This is a genomic window from Gulosibacter sediminis (assembly GCF_023370115.1).
In the GTDB taxonomy this organism is placed as follows: Bacteria; Actinomycetota; Actinomycetes; order Actinomycetales; family Microbacteriaceae; genus Gulosibacter; species Gulosibacter sediminis_A.
In genome coordinates this window covers 2,521,160-2,538,954 of sequence record NZ_CP097160.1, presented here as the reverse complement: position 1 = coordinate 2,538,954, position 17,795 = coordinate 2,521,160, and the positions used below count along the sequence as shown (strand labels likewise).

General features: G+C 67.8%; 18 protein-coding genes. 11 read left to right on the top strand and 7 right to left on the bottom strand.

Features of this window, described 5'->3' with window-relative positions; translation table 11 throughout:
- Positions 1 to 22: 22 nt before the first annotated feature.
- The 3 genes from M3M28_RS11720 (at position 23) to M3M28_RS11710 (ending at position 2,377) form a co-directional block, all read left to right on the top strand.
- Complete coding sequence (locus tag M3M28_RS11720; RefSeq protein ID WP_249386630.1) at positions 23 to 475, top strand: heat shock protein transcriptional repressor HspR; 453 nt, start codon at positions 23 to 25, stop codon at positions 473 to 475.
- Between the two features lie 96 nt (positions 476 to 571).
- Positions 572 to 1,516, top strand: a complete 945-nt coding sequence (locus tag M3M28_RS11715; RefSeq protein WP_249386629.1) for a M15 family metallopeptidase — start codon at positions 572 to 574, stop codon at positions 1,514 to 1,516.
- 33 nt (positions 1,517 to 1,549) lie between these two features.
- On the top strand, positions 1,550 to 2,377 hold the full coding sequence (locus M3M28_RS11710; RefSeq protein WP_249386628.1) for a formate/nitrite transporter family protein: 828 nt from the start codon (positions 1,550 to 1,552) through the stop codon (positions 2,375 to 2,377).
- On the opposite strand, the gene M3M28_RS11705 is transcribed toward M3M28_RS11710, so the two are convergent.
- From M3M28_RS11705 to M3M28_RS11675, 7 genes are read right to left on the bottom strand one after another with little or no spacing between them, the layout of a single operon-like run.
- Positions 2,374 to 3,048: a DedA family protein gene (locus M3M28_RS11705; RefSeq protein WP_249386627.1), complete on the bottom strand. Its 675-nt coding sequence runs from the start codon at positions 3,046 to 3,048 to the stop codon at positions 2,374 to 2,376. The two genes, M3M28_RS11710 and M3M28_RS11705, sit on opposite strands and share 4 nt — an antisense overlap.
- Before the next feature lie 9 nt (positions 3,049 to 3,057).
- A complete protein-coding gene (locus M3M28_RS11700) occupies positions 3,058 to 3,753 on the bottom strand; it encodes a phosphatase PAP2 family protein (protein ID WP_249386626.1) in 696 nt (231 codons plus the stop codon).
- 10 nt (positions 3,754 to 3,763) lie between these two features.
- Entirely contained in the window at positions 3,764 to 5,674 is a 1,911-nt protein-coding gene (locus tag M3M28_RS11695; protein WP_249386625.1) for a DUF2207 family protein, read from the bottom strand.
- Positions 5,675 to 5,695: 21 nt separating this feature from the next.
- Positions 5,696 to 6,445, bottom strand: a complete 750-nt coding sequence (locus M3M28_RS11690; RefSeq protein ID WP_249386624.1) for an HAD hydrolase-like protein — start codon at positions 6,443 to 6,445, stop codon at positions 5,696 to 5,698.
- Between the two features lie 28 nt (positions 6,446 to 6,473).
- Positions 6,474 to 7,574: a glycosyltransferase family 4 protein gene (locus M3M28_RS11685; protein ID WP_249386623.1), complete on the bottom strand. Its 1,101-nt coding sequence runs from the start codon at positions 7,572 to 7,574 to the stop codon at positions 6,474 to 6,476.
- A 10-nt stretch (positions 7,575 to 7,584) separates the two neighbouring features.
- The gene (gene nucS, locus M3M28_RS11680) at positions 7,585 to 8,280 is read right to left on the bottom strand and encodes an endonuclease NucS (protein WP_249386622.1); all 696 of its coding nucleotides are present in this window, start codon (positions 8,278 to 8,280) and stop codon (positions 7,585 to 7,587) included.
- Positions 8,281 to 8,336: 56 nt separating this feature from the next.
- Positions 8,337 to 9,659 carry an MATE family efflux transporter gene (locus M3M28_RS11675; protein WP_249386621.1) on the bottom strand — a complete coding sequence of 441 codons (1,323 nt, stop codon included), beginning with the start codon at positions 9,657 to 9,659 and terminating at the stop codon, positions 8,337 to 8,339.
- 66 nt (positions 9,660 to 9,725) lie between these two features.
- On the opposite strand from M3M28_RS11675, the gene M3M28_RS11670 reads away from it, so the two are divergent.
- The 8 genes from M3M28_RS11670 to M3M28_RS11635 all read left to right on the top strand — a co-directional run bounded on the left by M3M28_RS11670 (position 9,726) and on the right by M3M28_RS11635 (position 17,717).
- The gene (locus M3M28_RS11670) at positions 9,726 to 11,711 is read left to right on the top strand and encodes a M13 family metallopeptidase (protein ID WP_249386620.1); all 1,986 of its coding nucleotides are present in this window, start codon (positions 9,726 to 9,728) and stop codon (positions 11,709 to 11,711) included.
- A gap of 82 nt (positions 11,712 to 11,793) precedes the next feature.
- A complete protein-coding gene (locus M3M28_RS11665; RefSeq protein ID WP_249386619.1) occupies positions 11,794 to 12,081 on the top strand; it encodes a hypothetical protein in 288 nt (95 codons plus the stop codon).
- A 45-nt stretch (positions 12,082 to 12,126) separates the two neighbouring features.
- Positions 12,127 to 12,606 carry a phage holin family protein gene (locus M3M28_RS11660; RefSeq protein ID WP_249386618.1) on the top strand — a complete coding sequence of 160 codons (480 nt, stop codon included), beginning with the start codon at positions 12,127 to 12,129 and terminating at the stop codon, positions 12,604 to 12,606.
- Positions 12,599 to 12,847: a DUF3618 domain-containing protein gene (locus M3M28_RS11655; RefSeq protein ID WP_249386617.1), complete on the top strand. Its 249-nt coding sequence runs from the start codon at positions 12,599 to 12,601 to the stop codon at positions 12,845 to 12,847. Before M3M28_RS11660 ends, M3M28_RS11655 begins: the two co-directional genes overlap by 8 nt.
- Positions 12,848 to 12,861: 14 nt before the next feature.
- The gene (locus M3M28_RS11650; protein ID WP_249386616.1) at positions 12,862 to 13,578 is read left to right on the top strand and encodes a hypothetical protein; all 717 of its coding nucleotides are present in this window, start codon (positions 12,862 to 12,864) and stop codon (positions 13,576 to 13,578) included.
- A 9-nt stretch (positions 13,579 to 13,587) separates the two neighbouring features.
- Positions 13,588 to 14,520: a uroporphyrinogen-III synthase gene (locus M3M28_RS11645; RefSeq protein WP_249386615.1), complete on the top strand. Its 933-nt coding sequence runs from the start codon at positions 13,588 to 13,590 to the stop codon at positions 14,518 to 14,520.
- A gap of 574 nt (positions 14,521 to 15,094) precedes the next feature.
- Positions 15,095 to 15,655: an acyl-CoA thioesterase gene (locus M3M28_RS11640; RefSeq protein WP_249386614.1), complete on the top strand. Its 561-nt coding sequence runs from the start codon at positions 15,095 to 15,097 to the stop codon at positions 15,653 to 15,655.
- Between the two features lie 160 nt (positions 15,656 to 15,815).
- Positions 15,816 to 17,717, top strand: a complete 1,902-nt coding sequence (locus tag M3M28_RS11635; RefSeq protein ID WP_249386613.1) for an FAD-binding monooxygenase — start codon at positions 15,816 to 15,818, stop codon at positions 17,715 to 17,717.
- The last annotated feature ends 78 nt before the right edge of the window (positions 17,718 to 17,795 follow it).

The window sequence follows — 17,795 nt, the reverse complement described above, 5'->3', positions numbered from 1 at the left end:
GGAGGTGCCAACGATGCGTGCAGTGCATTCCCACGAAGTGGATGAGGACGAACCCGTCTTCCCAATCGCCGTCGCGGCCGAGCTCGCAGGCATGCACCCGCAGACGTTGCGGCAGTACGACCGGCTTGGCCTCGTCGTACCCGCCCGCACCGCGGGTCGCGTACGCCGCTACTCGCTCGCCGGCGTCGCGAAGCTCCGCGAGATCGGCGCCCTGAGCGAGGCCGGCGTCGGCCTCGAGGGCATCTCGCACGTCGTGCGGCTGCGCGAGCAGGTGCAGGAGCTCAAGCGGCGCGTGCGCGACCTCGAGGGCGACCTCGAAGAGCAGCGCAAGCGCTCCCGCGAACGGGTTTTCGCGGCGGGCTACGGCGAGGTCATCGCCGTCGCCCGCGGCCAGCGCGTGCGCAACCGCAACGAGATCGTGCTCTGGCGCCCGCGCGGCGAAGAGCCTGAGCCGGGCGACGACGAGCGCGGCTAGCCCGGTGTCATCCGTGCGTAGGATCCCCGGCGGGTACTCCCCGTCGGGGATCCTTCTGCGTGCGAAACTGGCACGAGTCCAACCAGAAAGTGCCGCATGACGTCTTCACCGAGCGAGTCCGCCGACCCGTCGACCACCCCCGACGAGTCGACCACCACCCCGAACTACGCTCGGCGCCGCGCCGTCATCGGTATCACCGGTGTCGCGGCCCTCGCGGTGGTGGGCATCGGGTTCGCGGCGGCGACCGGGTGGGGCGCGCCCGCTGATGTCGTCACGGTGGTACAGCCCACCGACTCGACCGCGGCCGGCCAGGCAACCACCTCGAGCAGCGCGGCGGCGACGCCGAGCGCATCCGGCACCGCGAGCGAGTCGCCAACCCCGACACAGTCGCCCACCGCATCCGCGGCCCCCGGCGCCCCGACAACCAAGCTGCCGTACGACATCTCGACCGGCAGCAGCGTCACGGTCCTCGTGAACAAGCACTACTCGCTCGACCCCGTCGACTACGCGCCGAAGCCGACGGTGAAGCTCACCGACATCGACGTGCCGTCGATGAACGACCACTCGCTGCGCGAGGATGCGGCCGAGGCGTTCAAAGACATGTACGAGGCCGCGCTCGACGACGGCATCACGCTCGACATGACGAGCGGCTACCGCGACTACGAGCTGCAGACCGAGCTCTACAACGGCTACGTCGAAGACCTCGGGCAGAAGGGCGCCGACCTCACGAGCGCGCGCCCCGGCTCGAGCGAGCACCAGACCGGCCTCGCGGCCGACATCTCGGCGCCCGGCGAGAGCGACTGCATCCTCACCGAGTGCTTCAGCGAAACCGAGGCGAGCGACTGGCTCGTCGAGCACTCGTACGAGTACGGCTACATCCTGCGCTACCCCGACGGCGAAACCGATGTGACGGGGTACGAGTACGAACCGTGGCACTATCGCTTCATCGGCGTTGACGCCGCGGCGGCCTACCACGAGTCGGGCGCGGCGACGTACGAGGAGTTCCTCGGCGTCGAACCGGCCCCTGACTACGAAGACTAGGGGCCGCGACCACCACTTTGAGAAGGCGCCGACGTGCTCGCTATTCCTGACACCCTGCAGGCCCAGGCGCAGGCCGCTGTGACCAAGATGGCGCTGCTGCGCACGCCGGGCCGCTTTCTCGTCTCAGGCATGCTCGCGGGCGCCTACATCGGCGTCGGCATCGTGCTCATGGTCTGCACGGCGGGCCCGCTCATCGAGGCGGGTGACGGCTTCGCGAAGCTCGTCGCCGGCGTAGTGTTCGGCGTCGCGCTCACCATCGTCGTCTTCGCGGGCGGCGAGCTCGTCACCTCTACCATGATGATCGCGACCCAGGGCGTGCTCATGCGCAGCATCACGGGCCTGCGCGCGCTCGGCGGCATGGTCGCGACGTTCGCGGCGAACCTGCTCGGCGCGCTCGCGTTCTCGGCGCTCATCGTCGCCTCGGGCGTGCTGCGCGCCAACGCCGCGGGCGGCTCGATGCTCGCCGACCTGCTCGCCGCAAAGGCGCACGAGGGGCCGCTCGAGCTGTTCACCCGCGGCATCCTCTGCAATCTGCTCGTCTGCCTCGCGATCTGGATGGCCGCGCGCGTCGAGAACGAGGTCGCGAAGATCCTGCTCATCTTCGCGGCGATCACGGCCTTCATCAGCTCGGGCTTCGAGCACGTCGTCGCGAACATGACGACCTACGGCATCGGCCTGCTGCTCGGCGACCCGAACGCGAGCCTGGCGCTGTTCGGCGGCAACCTGCTCTGGGTCGGGCTCGGCAACCTGGTCGGCGGCGGCCTCGTGGTCGGCGCCGGCTATTGGCTCGTCGGCGGCCGCCCGCGCGTCGAGGCAGAGACGGATGCGCGGCTCGAGTCGCGCGAGGCCCCGCGCGACTAGTCGAGCAGGCTCGCGTCGTCGGCGACGATCGGCTCGAGGGCGGGGCCATTCGTGCGCTCTCGGCGCCAGCGCACGAGCGCGCCGATGACGACCGGCAGCACCGAGACGAGCACGATGACGATCGCGAGTACGTCGATGTTGTCGCGCACGAACGGAATGCCGCCGAGCAGCGTGCCGACGAGCGTGAGGCTGATCACCCAGAGCAGGGCGCCGAGCACGTTCCACATGACGAAGCGGCGGTACTTCAGCGCCGCCGTGCCCGCGGCGAGCGGCACGTACGTGCGCACGATGGGCACGAATCGGCCGAGCACGAGCGCGAAGGGGCCGTACTTTGCGAAGAATCGTTCGGCCGTCTCGAGGTATTCGGTGCGCAGGATGCGCGCATCTGGCTTGAAGAGTCGACGCCCGAAGCGGTTGCCGAGCAAGTAGCCGACTTGGTCGCCCGCGATGGCGGCGACGATCGCGACGATCGCGATCGACCACGGTGTGAGGCCGAGCTGGGTCGAGAGAATCGCCGCGGTGACGATCAGCGAGTCGCCGGGCAGAAACGGAAAGAGCACCCCGGACTCGATGAAGATAATGACCCCGATGCCGATGAGCACCCACGGCCCGAGCGCGGGCAAGAGGGTTTCGGGGTTGAGGATGTCGAGGATCGCGGAGTGAAACGGCACCCCGCGAGGTTACGCGCTTTCGCTGGAGGCGCGCTGCCAGATGGGCGGATGCGGTTGTTCGCGCTCGCGCTGCAGCCGGTTCGCGAGCGGGGCCCAGATGATGATCGCGACGCCGAGCGCGATGAGCAGGCCGCCGATGGTGTCGGAGATCCAGTGCGCGCCGAGGTAGGTGCGCGAAAGCATCATGCCGACGGTGTAGACCGCGCCCGCGACCCAGACCCAGACGCGCGGGAAGATGATCGCGAAGGTCGCGGCCATGACGGCGGCGTTCGCGCTGTGGCCAGACGGGAACGACCCGGGGTCGGCCGCGACGAGGATGTCGAGGGGCCGCGGTCGCCCGACGATGTTCTTCACGAGCTGCACGATGAGCGTCGCGAGGATCGTCGCGGACGCGTAGTAAAGCGCCGCCCAGGGCCGCCGGAACAGCAGCAGCCCGACGATCGTCACGACGGGAATCACCGCGATCGCGAGCACCCCGCCCCCGACGCTGTTGAACACGAGCGCGAGCCAGGTCCAGGGCTCGCCGCGATGCTCGACAAGTTCGCTCATCCACTCGACCTCGAAGCCAAAGGGCTTGTTCGCCTCTCGGTACACCACGATGAGCGCGAGCAACGTCACGAGGAGGAACGCCGTGATCGCGGAGACGAGCGGCCATCGTCGGGAGACCCTGGCGCTCACCTCCCGAGTCGACTTCGAGTCAGTCATGACAGCGAACCTAGTGCCCGCCCACCGAGCCACCGCCGAACCCGCCGCCGGCCGAGCCGCCGCCGGAGAACGAGCTAGATGAGCCCGAATAGCTGCTGCCGTCCGAGCTGCCCGGCGAGGAATAGCTCGGGGTGACGGTGTGGAGCTGCTGGTCAGCCCACATGATGCCGGCGGCGTGACCGCTCACGTAGGAGGGTGAAGTGTCGGCCTCGGTGTACTTGAGGTCGATGACCTGTGCCCATTCCTTGGACATCTTGAAGAGCACGGCGAAGGGCAGGAGGCGTTCGTAAACGTGCAGCACCGTTGCCGCATCCAGGCCCGGCCCCGAGATGCGCTCGGCCGTCTCGGGCCCCTGCAGCGCGCGCAAGCGGTCCTCTTCTGCCAGGCGCAGGTAGTCGCGCACGCCATAGAGTTCGGTGAGCGCCTCGCGCCCCGATTCGGTGAGTTGGCGCGGATTCAGCGTGAGCACCACGAGCTGAGCGCCGAGGGCGACGACGCCAAGGAGCGTCGAACAAAGCGGAATCCACATGAGGTCTTCGCTCACGTGGGCGTACTGCCAGATTACGAACGCGACTGCCGCGAGGTACAACCAGAGGGCCACCGACACGAGGGCCTTCGACCATTGCACCCGGCGCGACACCGCGGTGAGGCCGTCCTCTTCGACGCGCTTCACTGCGGCGTTAGCGAACGAACGCCATCGTGTCGCGAGCTTCTGGCTGTTCTGAACGAGCAACGTCGAGTCGCCCTCGTTCTTCACGTTGAGCACGTTGTGACGGAAGTGCTGGGTTTGCTTGGGCAGCTCTTCGGTGGGCTCGGCGTAACGCAAGCGCACGAGCGGCTTGGCCTTCTCCTGGTCGTCCTCTTCAAGCTGGACCCCACCGCGCACGGCAACGTCGAGCACGTGGGCGCGGAACGCGGGCCCATCCGGCGGTACTCGGCCGCCGTGGAGCAGCACCGCGGCGCGCAGCGGTGAAATCTCGCTTGAGTAGCGGGGGATGATCGGCATCAGCGGCTTCGGACGACGGATGCGATGCAACAACACGAGCAAGCCGATCCCGACGATGAGCAGTCCGAGCGCAAGCCAAAAGGCAAGCCGCTGCGTGGCCGTGAGCTTCTCGAGGAAGTTCGGCAACTGCACTTCCGACGGGTCGAGCCGCAAATCGAGCGTGACATCCTCGTCGCCGAGATTGACGGGGTCGATCGTGATCATCACGAAGTCGATCCCAGGCTCGACCGAGAAGTCGCAGTAGTTGTTTTGAAAGCTCGCGCCGATGTAGCAGTTCGCATCGAGGCCGTCGTAGCCAGGCGAATCGTCGTAGCTGGTTTGCTGCTGCAGGGCATCCCAGAGACGGGGATCCAGGCTCACCTCGGCCGAGAACTCGTCGATGGACTGCGAGCGTTGCGGCGGCGTGAGGTTTGGTGCGAAGAGGGCGTAGGGGGATGAATCACCGCGTTCAATGAGGGTGTTCACGAGGGTGTACTCGATGACGTAGGTCGTCGAGCCGTGCACGTACTCGTTGCCGATCACGAGCACGAGGTCGTTCGCCCCGAACTCCTGCTCGGTCTCGTACGGCACGGGGTTGCCGTCGCCGTCGGTCACCGAGACATCCTCGATGCGCATCGTCTGCCCGCCCATATCGACGGGAATCCCGCGCACGATGCCGCGGTTCTGGTCGAAATCGGGGAACTCGGCCGTGATCGTTTCGGTGAACTCGGCGCGCACGACATCGCCGCCGAAGTCACCGCGCTCGATCGTGGCGTAAATATCGGTGTGCCAACTCGAAAACGAGAAATCGTTGACACCGGTGGCTACGGGAGACTGGGCGCTCGCGGCGAGAGGCGTCGGCCCCAAGATGAGGGTGGCCAGCACCGTCGCGAGTAACCCGAGCGCAGTGGTCCTGGTGAGTCGTTGTGCGGTCATCCTGTTCCCCTTTGGGCCGGTCTACTGCGGCAGCCCCAATACGCTGCGCAGCTCCGCAGGGGTCGTCACCACTGCAACCGCGCCCGCTTCCTCTCCGAGCCGGCCGTAGCCCCACGTCACGTAGGTTGCGGGCACGCCGTGCACGCCTGAACCCTCAACGTCGTAGAAGCGGTCGCCAATCATCAGCACGTTGCTGAGGTCGACGCCCTGGCCGCGGAGCCGGGCGAGGGCTTCTGCCACCACATCCGCCTTCTCGGAGCGCGACTCGTCAGCGGTCGCGCCGGTGATGAAGTCGAACTGGGAGGCGAGGCCGTACGCCACGAGCACGCGCGTCGCCGCTTCCTCGGGCTTGCTCGTCGCGGTCGACTGCGGCATGCCGGCGGCGTGAAGCTCGCGGATGATGTCGCCGACGCCCGGGAACTGCGGCGACGCAAGCAGGCCCTCCTCGTTGTAAATCTCGCGGTAGGTCTCGAGCGCGTGGGTGAGCTCGATCGCGTCGTCGAGCCCCTGCTCGCGGAACGTGTCGATGATCGGCGGGCCGACGTAGCTGCGCAGCGTCGCGTCGTTGGGAATCGGCATGCGCAGCGTGTCATAGGTGCGGCGCATCGCGTCGATGATGCCGGCGGCCGAGTCGCTGATCGTGCCGTCGAGATCCCACAGCACTGCCGTAAACGGCGCGATGCCGGTGCCGTGCGGCAGGCTCACGGCGCGGGGCGGCAGGGATGCAGCGGGCTGCGCCGTGCGGGTCTCAATCGATTCGTCGGTGGTCACGCGCTCCAGGGTAGCCGCGACCACCTGGCTACCCGGCGAGTTCGCGCGCCAGCTCGAGCAGCCGCTGCGCCGAGGCGGCCCACGTGAACCGCGAAATGTGCTCGAGCCCGGCGGCCGATTTCGCCTGGCGCGCCTCGGGGGTGCTGAGCGATTCGACCTGTTGTGCGAACTCGTCGGGGCTCGTCGCCGCGAAGTAGGCGGCGCCGTCGCCCGCGACCTCGTGGAAGATCTCAAGGTCGCTCACGACGGCGGGCACGCCGAGCGCGAGGGCCTCGGCGATCGGCAGGCCGTAGCCCTCGTCGAGCGATGCGGTGACGAGCAGCGCATCGTCGGCGAGCAGGGCCGCGTACTCCTCGTCGCTCACGCCGCCGTGGAACACGATCTCGGCGCCGTCGGCGAGCGGCGTCTGCTCGACCACCCGCTCGAGCTCCTCGAGCCGCTCGGGCGAGATGCGGCTGAGCAGGTGCAGGGTGCGGCCGGGCAGCAGCTCCATACCGCGAATGAGCGTCTCGACGTTCTTGTAGGGCATGAACGAGCCCATGTAGACGAGGTTGCGGCCGGTGCCGGATGCGGGGCTCGTGTCGGCGGGCAGCAGCGCGCACAGGTCGTTCGGCGCGTTCGGAATCACGTGCACCGGGCGCTTCGTGAGCCGGTGCCCGAGGATCTCGCGCTTCGAGACCTCCGACACCGTTGCGACTGCGTCGGCACCGTTGAGCGCGGCCCGCTGCGGCCAATAGGTGAGGTGGTAGGCGCGCCAGCCGAGGCGTAGCGCGAGGTTGAGGTTGCTCGGCGGGCGGCGGTGCCGGTAGTAGATGAGGTCGTGCAGCGTCACGATCGCCTTGTACTTGCGTCCGGTCGTGCCGATGGTCTGCAGCGGCGAGAAGACGACGTCGGGGCGGTACTTGTTCAGCTTGAGCGCCGCGATCGGTTCGAGCGCCGACTCGTTCGAGTGGAACAGCAGCCAGTTCGCGCCCTCGGGCAGGTGTTCGAGCTGGCGTCGGTCGTGAATGAGAAACGTCACCTCGTCGGCGGCCAGCGCGTGCACGGCGTTGCCGAGCTGTGCGGTGTAACGGCTGATGCCGTCGTGGAAGTCGGTGCGGATGTACCGGGCGTCGAAGAAGAGTCGCATCGCGGGCAGCCTAGAACAGCCGCGGAGCGCCCGAGTCGGTGCCGCGCATGTCGTCATAGTCGAGCACGACGCAGCGAATGCCACGGTCCTCGGCGAGCGTGCGGGCCTGCGGCTTGATCTCCTGCGCCGCAAACACGCCGGTCACGGGCGCGAGCAGCGGGTCGCGGTTCATCAGCTCGAGGTAGCGGGTGAGCTGCTCGACGCCGTCGATTTCGCCGCGGCGCTTGATCTCGACGGCGACCGACTTGCCCGCCTCGTCGCGCGCGAGAATATCGACGGGGCCGATCGCGGTCATGTACTCGCGGCGCACGAGCTCGTGGCCGTCGCCGAGCCGCTCGATCTGCGCGGCGAGGAGCTCCTGGAGGTGGGCTTCGACGCCGTCCTTCATGAGGCCCGGGTCGATGCCGAGGTGGTGGTCGGAGTCGCTGAGAACCTCGAAGAGCTGCACGCGGAGCTTGTCGCCCGTCTTCTTGTGCGTAACCTCCCAGATCTGCGCGATGCCCGCATCCGCCTGCTCATCGTTCGGCTCAACCTCGGCGAACACGCACGGCGGGCTCATCCAGTTGAGCGGCTTGTAGCTGCCGCCGTCGCTGTGCACGAGCAGCGAGCCGTCGGCCTTGTGGATCAGCAGACGCGTCGCCTCGGGCAAATGGGCAGTGAGCCGACCGACATAGTCAACCGAGCAACGAGCAATCACCAAACGCACCCCGATAGATTAGCCGTTCGGCGCTCTGTTCTCGCAGACGCGAGCTCGAGAAGTCGCTAGCGGGATGCGCCGGTCACGACCCAGCGGCTCCCCGCGACGCGCGCGCCAAGCGTCACGCCGCGCGAGAGCATGAAACCGCCACCGTATGCGGCCCAGAGCCAGAACAGCCCGGCGTCACCAGGCACGAAGACGAGTACGAGCCACACACAGGCCACGAACACCGCGAGGTTGATCAGGCCGACCCAGGCGAGGTAGGCGATGTCACCCGCGCCGATGAGCACGCCGTCGAGGGCGAACACGAAGCCACACAGCGGCAACGTCGCCGCCATCGTCGCGATCGCGCCGGGCAGCAGGTCGAGCACCCGGCTGTCGGTTGTGAAGATGAAACCGAGCACCCCGGAGGCCGCGACGACGAGCACGCCGAGTACGGCGCCGAGACCGATGCCCCACCAAGTGAGCAGCCGCGTCACTCGCCGCACGGTGTCGCGGTCACCAACACCGAGGTCGTGTCCGACCATCGCCTGCGCGGCGATCGCCAGCGCGTCGAGCACGAAGACGAGCACGTTGAAGATCGTGTAGGTCACCTGCAGCGTTGCGAGTTCGGTCACCCCGAGTTGCCCGCCCGCCCACACGAGCAGGATGAGCGCGATGCGCATCGTCACCGTGCGCAAGATCATGAGCCCCGAAGCGGTGAGCGCCTGCCGTGGGTCGCCGATGCCGGGGCGCAGTGACACCCCGTGCGCGATCGCGGCCCGGCGGGCAATCACCACGTAGACCAGCGCCATGCCCCACTCGGCGACGACGGTGCCGAGGGCCGAACCCGCGATGCCGAGGTTGAGACCGTAGATGAATACCGCATTGAGCACCACGTTCGCGAGGGCACCGGCAACCGAGACGACCAGCGGCGTGCGGGTGTCCTGCAACCCACGCAGGAGGCCGGTTGCGGCGAGCGTGAGCAGCATCCCGGGCAGACCCCACAGCGAAATCGTGAGGTAGCTCATCGCCGCCTGCGCGACCATCGCATCCTGCGCAAAGCCAGCGACGACCGGGGCAGCGAGGGGCAGGCCGACGAGGAGCAACACGATGCCGCAGGCGAAGCCGAGCCACATGCCGTCGATGCCGGCACGCACGGCACCGGGCTTGTCACCGGCCCCGAGGCGCCGAGCCACCGTGGGCGTGGTCGTGTAGGCGAGAAACACCATCAGGCCGACGAGCGTCGACACCACCGTCGAACCGACGGCGAGGCCCGCGAGCACCGGCTCGCCGAGGTGCCCCACCATCGCGGTGTCGGTCGCGACGAAGAGCGGCTGCGCGATCAGCGCGCCAAGCGCGGGGATCGCGAGCGCCAGCATCCGGCGCGTGAGTTGCTGCGTAGCCATCGCGCCCATTGTAGGAAGCGATCGCACCCACCTCGGTCGCGGGCGGGCTGACATAGGGTTGGGCGTATGACTGCAGAGAATGCAACGGAGCCCACCGAGCAGCTGCCCTCGGGCATCGACAGCGGCTCGTTCGATCAGGATGTTCGGGTACAGGACGACCTGTTCCGTCACGTCAACGGCGCCTGGCTGCGCGAGACTGAGATCCCCGCCGATAAGAGCGGCTACGGCTCGTTCCACCAGCTCGCCGACGAGGCCGAGGTTGCGGTGCGCGAGATCCTCGAGGAGCATGCCGACGCTGAGCCCGGCTCACCGCTGCGCAAGGCCGCCGACGCCTACGCCGCGTTCATGGACGAGGAGCTGCTGACCCGCCTCGGCGCCGAGCCGATCACGCAGGACATCATGCAGGCGCTTGTCGTCTCGTCAATCGAGGAGTTCCTCTGGGTGCTCGGCCGCCAGGAACGCCAGGGCGTCTCGGGCTTCACCGCGATGTACGTCATCGGCGACGTCGGCGACCCCGACACGAACATCCTCTACGCCGAGCAGGGCGGCCTCGGCCTGCCCGACGAGTCGTACTACCGCGAAGAGCAGTACGCGCCGATCCGCGAGGCCTACCTCGCACACATCGACCGGATGCTGCGCCTCGTCGACGTGCCGAACCCCGACGGCCGCGCCCAGCGCATCTTCGACCTCGAAACCGAGATCGCGAAGCACCACTGGGACGTCGTGCGCACGCGCGAGGCCGACCAGACCTACAACCCGACGACGCTCGACGAGTTCCTCGCGAAGTTCGAGGGCCTCGACATGCGCGGCTGGCTGCAGGAGCTGCAGCTGCCCGAGGGCGCGCTCGACCGCTTCGTCGTGAGCGAGCCGAGCTTCTTCGAGGGCGTCGCGACGCTGCTCACCGAGGACCGCCTCGACGCATGGCGCGACTGGCTCATCTGGAGGATCACGCTCAACTACTCGGCCGTGCTCTCGCCCGAGATCTCGTCGGCAAACTTCGAGTTCTACGGCACCACGCTGCAGGGCGTGCCGCAGCAGCGCGACCGCTGGAAGCGCGGCGTCGCCCACGTCGAGGGCCTGCTCGGCGAGGTCGTTGGCGAAGAGTACGTGCGCCGCCACTTCAAGCCCGAGGCCAAGGGCAAGATGGATGCGCTCGTCGCCGACCTGCTCGCCGCCTACCGCGACTCAATCACCGAGCTTGATTGGATGGGCGAGGACACGAAGCGCAAGGCGCTCGACAAGCTCGCGAAGTTCACGCCGAAGATCGGCTACCCCGTCAAGTGGCTCGACTACTCGCAGCTCGAGGTGTCGCCGCGCGACCTCGTCGGCAACGTGCGTCGCTCGACCGTCGTCGAGACCGAGCGTGTCTACGCGCGCATCGGCAAGCCGGTCGACCGCGACCTCTGGCTCATGACGCCGCAGACGGTGAACGCCTACTACCTGCCGAACCAGAACGAGATCGTGTTCCCCGCGGCGATTCTGCAGCTGCCGTTCTTCGACGAACACCGCGACGCGGCCGCGAACTACGGCGCCATCGGCGCGGTGATCGGTCACGAGATCGGCCACGGCTTCGACGACCAGGGCTCGAAGTACGACGGCGACGGTCGACTCGTCGACTGGTGGACGGAGGCCGACCGCGAGGCCTTCGAGCGGCACACCGCCTCGCTCATCGGCCAGTACTCGGCCCTGTCGCCCGCGGGCGTCGACGGCGAGACCGTCAACGGCGAGCTCACGATCGGCGAGAACATCGGCGACCTCGGCGGCCTCGGCATCGCCTGGAAGGCGTACCTGCGCCACCTCGACGGCGCCGAGTCGCCGGTCATCGACGGGCTCACGGGCGCGCAGCGCTTCTATTTGTCGTGGGCCCAGGCCTGGCGAGAGAAGCGTCGCCCCGAGTACATGAAGATGCTGCTCGCGGTCGACCCACACTCGCCCGCCGAGTTCCGCTGCAACCAGATTGTGCGCAACCTCACCCCGTTCTACGAGGCCTTCGAGGTTGGGCCCGACGACGCGCTGTGGCTCGACGAGGCCGACCGTGTTGAGATTTGGTAGCGCGGGTTCGCTCTCACGAAACCGATACATCCGGTGACTAACGTGGTTTGCTGGATCACCCACCGACTGTGAAGGACGCACCATGAAGGCTGCAACCAAGATCGCACTCATCGCCGGCATCGCCACCGGGTACGTACTGGGGACCCGCGCAGGGCGCGAGCGCTACGAGCAGATTTCGGAGCGCGCTGGCGCGCTCTGGAACTCGAAGGCGGTCGTGAAGCAGCGTGACAATGTGGCGGGGCTCGTCGACACGTACGTGCCGAGCTTTGTCACGAGCACGCTGAAGGGCGTCGGCCAGATCGGCGCCGGGCTTGGCAACCTCGTCTTCGGCGACGGTGCCCGCGCCAAGGGCAAGCGCAACGCGCGCTAGGCGCGTCGCGAACTTATCCGTGGATTCGAAATCAAGGGGGCACCTGTGAGTACCTACGACAAGCCGAACGCGTCTGACGCGCGCGGACCCTTCCCGAACACGGAAGCTCCGATGCGCTTCGGCAAGTTCAACCCAAAGTCCAAGCGACCGCTCGGCAAGCTGCTCGGCGATGTGCCGCGGCTCGGCATCGAGCTCGCCAAGGCCGAGGCGGCCGAGGCGAAGCAGGAGCTGCAGGGCAAGGCCATCAAGGGCGGCATCGGCGCGGGGCTGTTCGCGGTCGTCGCGTTCTTCGCGCTGACGCTCTGGGCGGTGCTCATCACCGCCGCGATCCTCGGCCTCAACACGGTGTTCGCCCCGTGGCTGTCGGCGCTCATCGTCGCGGGCGCGCTGCTCGTGATCATGATCATCGCCGCGCTCGTCGCCATCACGCTGTTCAAGCGCATGCAGGGCGTCGTACCGCAGGACACGGTCAAGTCGGTCAAGCAGGACCTCAACGCTCTGAAGGGAATGGGCAAGTATGAGTAACGACACCCCGAGCCGCAGCCGCGAAGAGCTGCGCCGCGAACTCGCCGAAACGCTCAACGCGCTCGAGTACCGCCTCGATGTGCCCGCCCGCGTCGGCGAGTGGGCCGACGAGCGCAAGGCGCAGTTCCTGCGCGCGAAAGACGAGAACCCGACTCGCGTCTACGGCCTGCTCGGCGGCGCCGTGCTCGGCCTCGTCGGCATTGTCGCGGGCGCCATCGTGCTCGCGAACCGCAAGCGCTAAGCAAAGGAGTCGGCATGACCGAAGCAGCACCGTTTGAGGGCGAAGACCTCGAGTCGACCGACGAGTCGGTGAACTACTCGGTTTTCGCCACGTTTGGCGTCAACACCGACAGCGACTACGCCGAGGTGGCCGCGGCCGATGAGGCCGTGAAGTCGCTCGAGCAGTTCGAGGGCGTGCTCGCCGAGATTCGTGACGAGGGCGTCGAGGTGCGCGGCATCTACGACCTCACCCTCGGCAGCTTCGCCGACCCGGCGGTGTGCCTGTGGCTGCGCGGCCCGGTGGCCGACGACCTCCAGTGGGCCTACCGCCAGCTGCTGCGCGTGTTCAGCCGCTACTTCGCGACCGCGCCCGTGTCGGCCGACCTCACGGTTGAGCTCACCGAGCTCGAGCCCGAGGCCGGCGCCTGGATCAGCTTCGTCGACGCCTTCGGCACGACCGAGGGCGGCTCGGGTCGGCACGCCGAGCCGAACTTCCAGCCGGTCGAGGCGGCCGACGAGGTCGAGGACGAAGACGACGAAGAGCTTGGCGACGAGGATGCGGCCGCGGTCGTGAGCCTGCACTCGCGCGTCGGCGTCGGCATCGACGCGTTTACGATTGTGGCTGAGGCCGACGAGCCGCAGTGGCTGCTCGGCGACCCCTCCGAACCCTTCGGCGACTCGATCGCCGTGGCCGGCACCCCGCTGACCGGCCGTTGGATCAACTCCTCTGAGGTATTTGAAGTTCTGCGATGACCCGCTGCCATGACTAGCCAACGAACGCTTGGACCGCTTCGCGGTTGGAAGATTCTGGTTCCTCGCGGCGGCACCTTCGGCCACGACGTGGCCGAGGCCGTGCGCGCCCGCGGGGCGTTTCCCATTACTGCGCCGCTGATCAACTTCGCGAGCCCCGCCCCCGGCGACTCGCCGAAGCTCATGGATGCGCTCGTGCGGCTCGAGCGCGGCGAGTACGACTGGCTCGTGGTCACGAGCGCGACGACCGTCGACGTCATGCACTCGCTGCAGGCGCGCGTGCCCGAGAGCACGCGCATCGCGGCGGCCGGTGAGACCACCGCCACCGCGCTCTCCGCGGCTGGCTACAAGGTCGACTTCGTACCGACGCACGACAACTCGGCCAAGGGTCTGCTCGTGGAGTGGCGCGAGAGCGGCCGGCGCATGCCGAAGATCCGAGTGCTCTGGCTCCACTCCGAGCACTCGAAGCCCGCGTTCTCGAACGGCCTCGCGCGCCGCGGCCACAGCGTCGACTCGGTGATCGCCTACCGCAGTGTCGGCGTGCCCGCGGCCGAGTCGATCCAGCACGACATTCGCAATAGCCGCATCCGCGCCGTGCTCATCACCTCGGGCTCGGTCGCCGAGCAGGTGCAGAAGCAGTTCTCGCCCGTGCCGAGCGATCTGCTGCTCGCGGCGATCGGTCCCCGAACGGCGAAGGATGCGCGCGCCCTCGGCCTGCGCATCGACGTCGTCGCGCGCCAACGCTCGGTTGCGTCGCTGCTCGACGGCATGGAGTGGATCGTCATGGGCGAGCCCCTCGCCGAGACGAGCGCGCTCGACCTGCGCGAGCTCATGCGCCTCGAGCGCGAGGAGTTCGGCGACTCGGTGCCGCCGGAGGACGTGCCCGCGGTCGACGAAGAGCGCCCCGAGACCGGCAAGATCAACCTGCCGCGCGACGGTAGCTAGCTGTTCTTCCCTGTGACGTTGTGAACGGTGGGCGGCGAGTTCGCCGGCGCAACGAGGCAAGGTGACCCGGCTGTCCCATATACGGCGCAGAAGGGATATATACCTCCTGCGCCGTATATGGGACACCTGGGTCATGTCGACCCAGCACACGCCGAGGTGGGGACTCGAACTTCGGCGCCATTGGGGCGTCAAACTCTATCGCGGCAAGTGCCCAACTCCGCCCTGATGCCTGTCGCGTGAGCAGTGGCGCGGTCAGCGACGCCGCGCAAATGCCATTGGCGCGCTCAGTGACGCGGTGCGAACGGAAGTGGCGCTCTCAACGTCGCGGTGCGAATGGAAGTGGCGCTGTCAGTGACAACTGGCGCGATGCTGACGGCGCCAGTTGTCGCTGACGGCGCCACTCCGTGCGACGAGGGTCCGATCATGCGGCGCAGGAAGGCTTCGGGGATCGGAGACGCACTCACCGAGCCCAGACGTTCACAACAAGCCGGGGAAGTACAGCTAGCGACCGCCGCGACTGTAGGGACTCAACAAGCGTCATGGCTTCACGCGCCCGGCCACCTAGGCTCGGCGCGTGAAGTTTTTCTGGCGCATGCTCCGCGTGTGGCTGCAGGCAAAGACCGCCCGCCCCCGCGACGTTCGTGACATCTCGCGCATCCGAATGACGGTGCGCCCCCTCGACCTTGACGTGCAAATGCACATGAACAACGGCACCTACCTGACGATTCAGGACTTAGGGCGCCTCGACTTCATGCTGCGCACGGGGCTGTGGAAGCGCATCCAGGCCCTCGGCTGGAACGCGGTCGTCGCGCGCCAGACCATGACCTACCGCAAATCGCTCACCCTCGGCGACAAGTACGAGCTCAACACGCGTTACCTCGGCATGGACGACCGCAACTTCTACATCGAGCACCGCTTCGTGAAGGATGGCGAGATCTACGCGCAGTCGTTCGTGCTCGGCCGCTTCACCGGCCCGAACGGTGCGATCAGCCACGATCAGGTGCTCGAGCAGCTGCACGAGGCCGCCGATGTGCCCGCCGTCATGCCCGACTGGGTGCTCGAGTGGGGCGAGGCCGCGCGCGTGCCGTCGACCCGCTCGCCGTACCCGAACGAGTGGCACGCGGCCGCCGAATAGGCCGACTCTCCAACCGCTTAGATGCGCGGGCGCGACCATGGTCGCGCCCGCGCATCTTGTTTTGCGCCAATCTCGTATGCAACAATCGAACTACGCGTTCAAATAGTGAACAATGCCCGATCCACGCGGCGGTGGCTCGGGCGACCGAGGAGAGCGACCAATGCAGTTCCACCACCACGGCTACGTCTCCGGCGAGCCCCGCATCAAGCCGGCGGTTGGCTATGGCGCGAACCGCCCCACCGAGCTGCCCGACGAGGTTGACGTGCTCATCGTTGGTTCCGGCCCTGCTGGCATGCTCGCCGCCGCGCAACTCGCGCAGTTCCCGAACGTGAAGACCCACCTCATCGAGCGCCGCCCCGGTCGCCTCGAGCTCGGCCAGGCCGACGGCATCCAGGCCCGCTCGGTCGAGACCTTTCAGGCCTTCGGCTTCGCCGAGGCGATCATCGCCGAGGGCTACCGCATCACCGAGATGGCGTCGTGGACCCCCGACCCGGCGAACCCGGGCAACATCATCCGCACCGGTCGCACGCTCGACGACCCCGACCACGCGCTCTCGGAGTTCCCGCACCTCTGCGTGAACCAGGCCCGAGTGCTCGACTACTACGCGCAGGCCGCGAAGCGCGCGCCCGGGCGCATCACGCCCGACTACGGCTGGGAGTTCCTCTCGCTCGAGGTCGGCGACGACGCCGCCAAGGAGTACCCCGTGACGGTGCAGCTGCGGCGCACCGACGGGGCGGATGCCGGCAGCGAGCGCACGATCCGCGCGAAGTACGTGATCGGCTGCGACGGCGCGCACAGCTGCGTGCGCAAGTCGATCGGGCGCATCCCGCAGGGCGACACGGCGAACCACGCGTGGGGTGTCATGGACGTGATCGTGAAGACCGACTTCCCCGACTGGCGCCTCAAGTGCACGATCCACTCCGAGCGCGGCTCGATCCTGCACATCCCGCGCGAGGGCGGGCACCTCTGCCGCATCTACGTCGACCTCGGCGAGGTGCCGGTCGACGACAACCACGCGGTGCGCAACACCCCGGTCGAGGAGGTCATTCGCCGCGCCAACGAGATCTACGCGCCCTACTCGATCGACGTGCGCGACGTCGCCTGGAGCTCGGTGTACGAGGTCGGCCACCGCGTCACCGATAAGTTCGACGAGATCGACGACGGCGACGAGGCCACGAAGAACCCGCACGTCTTCATTTGCGGCGACGCCTGCCACACCCACTCGGCGAAAGCCGGCCAGGGCATGAACGTGTCGATGCAGGACGGCTGGAACATCTCGTGGAAGCTCGGGCACGTGCTCGAGGGCCGCGCCGACGCCTCGCTGCTGCACTCGTACTCGGATGAGCGGCAGGAGATCGCGCAGAACCTCATCGACTTCGACCGCGAGTGGTCGTCGATGATGGCGCGCAAGCCCGAGGAGTTCGACTACCCGGGCCAGCTCGAGGAGTTCTACGAGAAGACCTTCGAGTTTCCGGCCGGGTTCATGACCCAGTACAAGCCGCTCTCGCGACTCTGCGGCAGCGACGAGCACCAGCAGCTCGCCGCCGGCTTCCCCCTCGGCAAGCGCTTCAAGTCGGCCATGGTCGTGCGCCGCGGCGACAACAACCCGCTCCACCTCGGCCACAGCCACGCCGCCGACGGCCGCTGGCGCATCTACGTGTTCGCCGACGCGGCGAAGCCGAGCGAGGACTCGGCGACGAAGCGCCTGGGGGAGTGGCTCGGCTCCGACCCCGCCTCGCCCATCGTGAAGTTCACGCCGGCGGGCCTTGACCAGGATGCGTACTTCGACGCGAAGGTGATCTACCAGCAGGACTACACCGAAGTCGAATACGCCGACGTGCCCGCCGTCTTCTTCCCCGAGATCGGCGAGTGGCGGGTGAACGACTGGGAGAAGGTGTTCGCCACCGGGCGCGGTCACGACATCTTCGACGAGCGTGAAATCTCGCGCGACGGCGCGATCGTCGTCGTGCGCCCCGACCAGTACGTTGCCCAGGTGCTGCCGCTCGACGCGACTGCCGAATTGGCCGCGTTCTTCGACGGAATTCTGCAGCAGCCGAAGTAAGCTCGCCTCTATGGCAGATCTCCTTCCCCCCGATGACGCGGGTAATCCCGGCGCCCCGGGCACTACGCCACCGGCATC